At 32.7% G+C, this 6139-nt stretch carries 4 protein-coding genes; 1 reads left to right on the top strand and 3 read right to left on the bottom strand.

The window, feature by feature from the left end; all coding sequences use genetic code 11:
* Positions 1-92 precede the first annotated feature (92 nt).
* From BHU68_RS15075 to BHU68_RS15065, 3 genes are read right to left on the bottom strand one after another with little or no spacing between them, the layout of a single operon-like run.
* Positions 93-788, bottom strand: a complete 696-nt coding sequence (locus BHU68_RS15075) for a vWA domain-containing protein (protein ID WP_069472346.1) — start codon at positions 786-788, stop codon at positions 93-95.
* A gap of 2 nt (positions 789-790) precedes the next feature.
* Complete coding sequence (locus BHU68_RS15070) at positions 791-1669, bottom strand: DUF4340 domain-containing protein (RefSeq protein WP_069472345.1); 879 nt, start codon at positions 1667-1669, stop codon at positions 791-793.
* Positions 1669-3000 carry a GldG family protein gene (locus tag BHU68_RS15065; protein WP_069472344.1) on the bottom strand — a complete coding sequence of 444 codons (1332 nt, stop codon included), beginning with the start codon at positions 2998-3000 and terminating at the stop codon, positions 1669-1671. The genes BHU68_RS15070 and BHU68_RS15065 overlap by 1 nt, the downstream gene beginning before the upstream one ends.
* 493 nt (positions 3001-3493) lie before the next feature.
* Between BHU68_RS15065 and glnD the strand changes: the two genes are divergently transcribed.
* Positions 3494-6115 (top strand): [protein-PII] uridylyltransferase, encoded by a 2622-nt coding sequence (gene glnD / locus BHU68_RS15060; protein ID WP_069472343.1) that lies wholly within the window; start codon positions 3494-3496, stop codon positions 6113-6115.
* The last annotated feature ends 24 nt before the right edge of the window (positions 6116-6139 follow it).

Here is a 6139-nt window from a genome sequence, read left to right as displayed (position 1 = left end):
AGATGTGTATAAGAGACAGCTACAAAACTACCCACCCTACAAAACTTGTGTATAAAGGAGTGCGCTCTCGTGTGGGAACGAGGGTGCATAAATTAGGTTGTAAAACCTTGAGTCCAATCATCAGCTTTAGGCAAATTAACTTGTTGCCCAGTTTCTGAAGAAGTAACTGTACTCATACTAGCACTTAACCATTTAAAAAAGGCACTAAATTTTAAACCTTGCAATTGCTGAGGTGGCATGTCAGGATTAGATACTTCTCTTAAAATCTTCATATTAGCTCCTTCAACTCCAACTGCAAGAAATGCAAATTTTTTCGCTTTTGTAGCATCATGAATTTCATTAGCCAAACCTTTAACATCTTGATCACTATCAGGTTCCCCATCAGTAATTAAAATTACCCAAGGTCTATAGTAAGGTTGTCCAGTATCTTTATACCATTTTTTTCTAGCTTCAACTTTTTCAATTGCTTCTCTAACACCATCTACCATTTTGGTAGAGCCTTTTGGTATTAATTCTGGCATTTCAAAATTTTCCACTAGAGAAGGTTCTAATTCAGTTTGAACTTCACTATGAAAAGTTACAATCGCAACTTCTAAACGGTTAGCAGTAGTCGCATCTTCTTGAATATCAAAATAAAAATCTTCTAAGCCATCATTTAATTCATCAATAGGTTTCATTCCACCCATTGGATTTGACATTGAACCAGATACATCTAATGCTAAGACACATAAACATTTTTGTTCATAATTCTCAGGTGATTCTGCTTCAAAAAAATCGTTAGCTGCCAAAATTAATCTCCTAAATGATTTGCTGTTGGTAATTGCAATAATTTGTCTATTTGACTATTGTCTATTTTATATAACACATTTTTATCACGATGCGCTAATATTAAATCAGGTTTAGATGCAAGGATAGTAAAACGTAAAGGATGATCTTTACCTAAAAGATGAACTTCAATTTGTCCTTGTGATTCACTTTTTACATCATAAGTTTCTACTTTAAAAGCTTGCAGACGTTGCCATTGATCAATTAAACCTGCTAGCGCATCTTGATTAGTTTCTACTTGTTGATCAGAAAATTTTGATGAAATCAATGTCCATTGTTTTTCTTTAAAAATTAAATGATAATCAGGCAACTTTAATTGCATTATTTTAGAATTCAAACCCAAAGGAGCTAAGCTGACAAAGCTGGTGGCATTCTGAGTTAAAGAATTATAAAAATTATCAGTAACTAAATAGACTTTATCATCCATCAGTATATAACGCTTCTGATCTCTCATAGGAGAACTATCGCCAAAAGCAATTGTAAATTTATTAAAAGTAACTTTTGCTAATGGTGGATCTAATTTTAGTTCTGCTAGTTTAGATGCCTCTAATTTCTTATATTGACGTTCTGATAAAATTTGCAATAAGCGATTTATATGGATCATATTAGCCGGTAATTGAAACGGTGTCAGCATTTGCCAAATCTCAGATTTATCTTTCATTAAAGAAATTTTAGCTTTATCAGCCCGTTCAATTTTAATCAATTGCACTTTATCTGCATCTAACTTTGTTAATTCTGTTAGCTGCTTATTAGCTTTTTCTTGTTCAGTGGTATAATAAACCAAGCCACCTAAAATCACTATTATACATAATAAAACAATATTAATTAACCAACGTTTACCCATTAAGCTTTCCTCCGACGTAACCAAACACTAATTCCAATACTAATTAAAATTAGCGGCAAAACAACTAAAAACAACAAACCTAAAAGTAAAACTGCATTTGAAGATAATTCTAATTTAAGATCAGCGGCAGCTTTTGCTGGAATATCAATAAACGAATCATCTTGAGATAACCAATTAATAATTTTCAATCCTAAATTGAGATTACCACCAAATTGTAAAAAGGCATTAGATAAAAAATCACCTTCTCCAACGATTACAACCCGTTGCTTATCTCTTTGTAAAGCCACAGCTATTTCAAATGGACCCTCAATATCCTTGCCTTGATTGTATTCAATTTTTTCCACCTCCAAACTACCAATTTCAGACCATGTATCATGACTGCTTGTCAATAAAGCAGCATCTACCCATTCCTCTGTGGAGTTAATAATTAAACCTTTTGCCTGTGGAAATAAAGTTACATAATTAAAATTAGCTGTAATGTTATGATCAGCATATCCAGTATCATTAATTGCCAACATTGCTGGATTATTAAGCCCCATTAATTCACTATTAGGATCAATGATTATACCGGGTTGTAATGTTAAACCAAATTGACTAGCAATAGGATTTAAAGGACTATTTGGATCTATTAACCATAATAAATTACCATTATTTTTTATATATTGTGTAATTAAATCAGCCTCACCGGGTAATAATTTAGCTCTTGAACTGGCAATAACTAATAAAGCTGTATTTTTTGGAATGTCAGCTTGAGTTAAATTAAGCGACTGTAATTTAAAGCCACTATTTTTCAAGGTATTAGCAAACGCGCTTAAATCATGATTAGCAGCTTGACTAATGCTACGTTCACCATGCCCTTCTAAAAATACAATCAGACTATCTTGATTGCGAACGACTCGTTGTAAAGCTGAAGTTAAAGTTTGTTCAGAAACTTGTCTAATATGCTCAGTTCTATTTTGATACTCAATAATAACTTCACCATCAAATTTAATTTCTTTTTCACGCACCTCATTAGGAGAAGTGAAAGGATCAACAAAGCGTAAACTAATATCATCTTTATTATTTTGATAACGCGCAACTAAATCTTTAATAGGGGCGCGTAACTGTTTATCATTACTAGCATAGGCAGTAATTTTAATAGGGTCTTTAAGTTGAACTAATAATTTAACGCTAGCTTCTGACAAAGTATGACGATTATTAATAGTCCAATCAGCTTCGATTTTATAACGAGTGCTTAGCCAAGCGATTAAGGCTATAACAATGAGTAATAACAGCATAAAAACTGTATTTTGCAAACGAGTTTGCAAATGAGTACGTTTTGTGACTTCCATTTAATAATTTAGAATTGATTAAGATTAAATAAGTATTATAATGCAGATGTGAATAGATAACCAAGAAAATTTTTTTAATCCAGAATAAAGAAAGCCCTGAAGGGGCGAAATAATATAGCCTAGGGCAACGCCCTAGGAAAATGGCATAATGTACCCAAGCCCTGAAGGGGCGAAATAATATAGCCTAGGGCAACGCCCTAGGAAAATGGCATAATGTACCCAAGCCCTGAAGGGGCGAAATAATGAGGTTTATGTTTTAATACGCCCCTTCAGGGCTATCACCAAAACCGTTACACAACCTAGGGCGTTGCCCTAGGCTATATTATTTCGCCCCTTCAGGGCTAAACATATAATATACATCATTCCTAGGGCGTTGCCCTAGGCTATATTATTTCGCCCCTTCAGGGCTAAACATATAATATACATCATTCCTAGGGCGTTGCCCTAGGCTATATTATTTCGCCCCTTCAGGGCTATCATTATGAGCTAGCTAATGTTACATAACACAAACTATACAGATTCTGAACTTTTTAATCCAGAACAATTTAAAATTGACTTAAATAGCAAGCCAAAACTTACAGTTTTTCGTGATGCCTTAGCTAAAGGTTATAATCTATTAAAAACACGTTTTGATAGTCAAAACAATGCTAGTAATTATATTATTCAACGTACTTGGTTGATAGATAGCATCTTATTACAAGCTCAACAGGATTTTTTTTCTCTCTCTCCTGAAAAAATTACATTAATTGCGGTTGGTGGTTATGGGCGAGGAGAATTACATCCTCAATCTGATATTGATCTGTTAATCTTATTAGATTCTTCTATGTCTGACGCTATGCAAGATTGTGTTGAACGTTTCATAATATTTTTATGGGATATTAGGCTTAAAATCGGACATAGTGTACGAACATTAGAAGAATGCGCCAATGAAGCAGCGGCTGATATTACAACAGCAACTAATTTAATGGAAGCACGTTTGCTAACAGGTGATAAAAAATTATTTGAAGCTATGCAATTAGCTATATCACCTGAAAACATTTGGAAACATGAAGAATTTTTTGCCACTAAAATTAAGGAACAAAAGCAACGTCATTTGAAATATCACGATACAGCTTATAACTTAGAACCAAATATAAAAGAAAGTCAGGGCGGTTTGAGAGATCTTCAAATGATTGGCTGGGTAGCAAAGCGGTATTTCGATGTTAGCACCTTACATGATTTAGTGCGACATGGCTTTTTAAATGAACAAGAATTTAATATTCTATTTAAAGCACAAGAATTTCTTTGGAAAATTCGTTGTATATTACATCTGATATCAGAACGAGCTGAGGATAGATTATTATTTGATTATCAAAAACAAATAGCTTCTATCTTGAACTTTCAAGATGATGATAATGGTTTAGCAGTCGAAAAATTTATGAGAGACTATTATCGTACTGCTAAAGAAATAAGTACTCTTAATGACATGTTATTACAACTGTTTCAAGAAGCAATTTTATTTGCTGATATTTCGGCTAAAATCACTCCTTTAAACAAACGTTTCCGAATCAGAAATAATTTTATTGAAGTCACTCATGATAAAGTATTTCTACATTATCCCTTTGCATTATTAGAAATTTTTCTGTTAATGCAAGAACATTCAGAAATTAAAGGAATACGCGCTGCTACTATCCGTTTAATTTTGCATTATAAATATTTAATTGATCAAATATTTCAACAAGATTTACGAGCGCGTAGCCTTTTTATGGAAATTTTACGCCAACCACAAGGTTTAACTCATGTATTAAGGCGTATGAATCGCTATGGTATTTTGGCGGCATATCTTCCTGAATTTGCCAAAATTGTAGGGCAAATGCAATTTGATTTATTTCATGCTTATACTGTTGATCAACATACATTATTTTTAATACGTAATTTAAGACGCTTAAATTTAGCAGAACATGCTCAGGAATTACCCTTTTGCTCTGAATTAATGAAATCAATTCCTAAACGAGAATTATTATACATAGCAGGATTATTTCATGATATTGCCAAAGGGCGCGGTGGTGATCATGCTAAGTTAGGTGAAACAGATGCTTGGAATTTTTGTCTTCGACATGATTTAAGTAATGAAGATGCACGCTTAGTAGCATGGTTAGTGCGTAATCATTTAATCATGTCTAGCTTTGCGCAGCGTCAAGATCTTTCTGATCCTACAGTTATTCAAAATTTTGCGATACAAATTGAAGATGCTGTACACCTTGATTATTTATATCTATTGACAGTATCAGATATTAGAGCAACTAATCCAACATTATGGAATAGTTGGAAAGATAGTTTATTAAAAGATTTATATAATAAAACACGTAAACTTTTAAATCAAAATAATGATGATGTATTTGATCATAAATTACATGTTCAGGAAATTAAAAATAAAGTACGCCCATTATTAAATGATGATCCTAAAGATTTATGGAAAAAATTAGGCAATGAATATTTTCTATCTTCTTCACCAGAAGCAATTGCTCATGAAACAGCAATCCTGTTAAAACATATGGATTTTAATACACCAATTGTATTAAAGCGTCATGGAGATAGTAAAGGTGGTACCAAATTCATTATTTTCACGCCAGATAACAATACATTATTTGCTAAAATAAGTCATTTTTTAGAACAGCAAAATTTGAATATTGTAGATGCTGATATTATGCAGACAGATAGTGAATATGCGATTAGTATTTATACAGTGTTGGCAATTACCGAACCAGCACGAATAGAAGAAATTGTAGAAGGGATTAAACAAAGCATCATTAACCCTTCATCCTTCAATCCTATAAATCGTCATATACCCAGAAAAACTAAACACTTTACGATTGATACTGAAATTACAATCAATCAGGATCAATTTCATAATCATACTATTGTAAGTATAATTACTCATGATCGCCCGGGTGTACTATCAAATATAGCTCAAGCATTTATGTCATGCAAAGTGCGGCTGAAAAAAGCCAAAATGGCAACCTTTGGTACTAGAGTTGAAGATATTTTCTTTATTACTGATAATAAAAACAATGCTTTATATTCTGCTGAAAAATTAGATTGTTTAAATTCTAAAATTGTTGAATACCTAAAATAAGCGAAAGCTGCCGCTTAACTTGGT

The organism is Candidatus Marithrix sp. Canyon 246, from assembly GCF_001723685.1.
Lineage (GTDB): Bacteria > Pseudomonadota > Gammaproteobacteria > Beggiatoales > Beggiatoaceae > Marithrix.
Note: the sequence above shows the minus strand (reverse complement) of the source record. Positions and strands in the feature narration are given on the sequence as shown.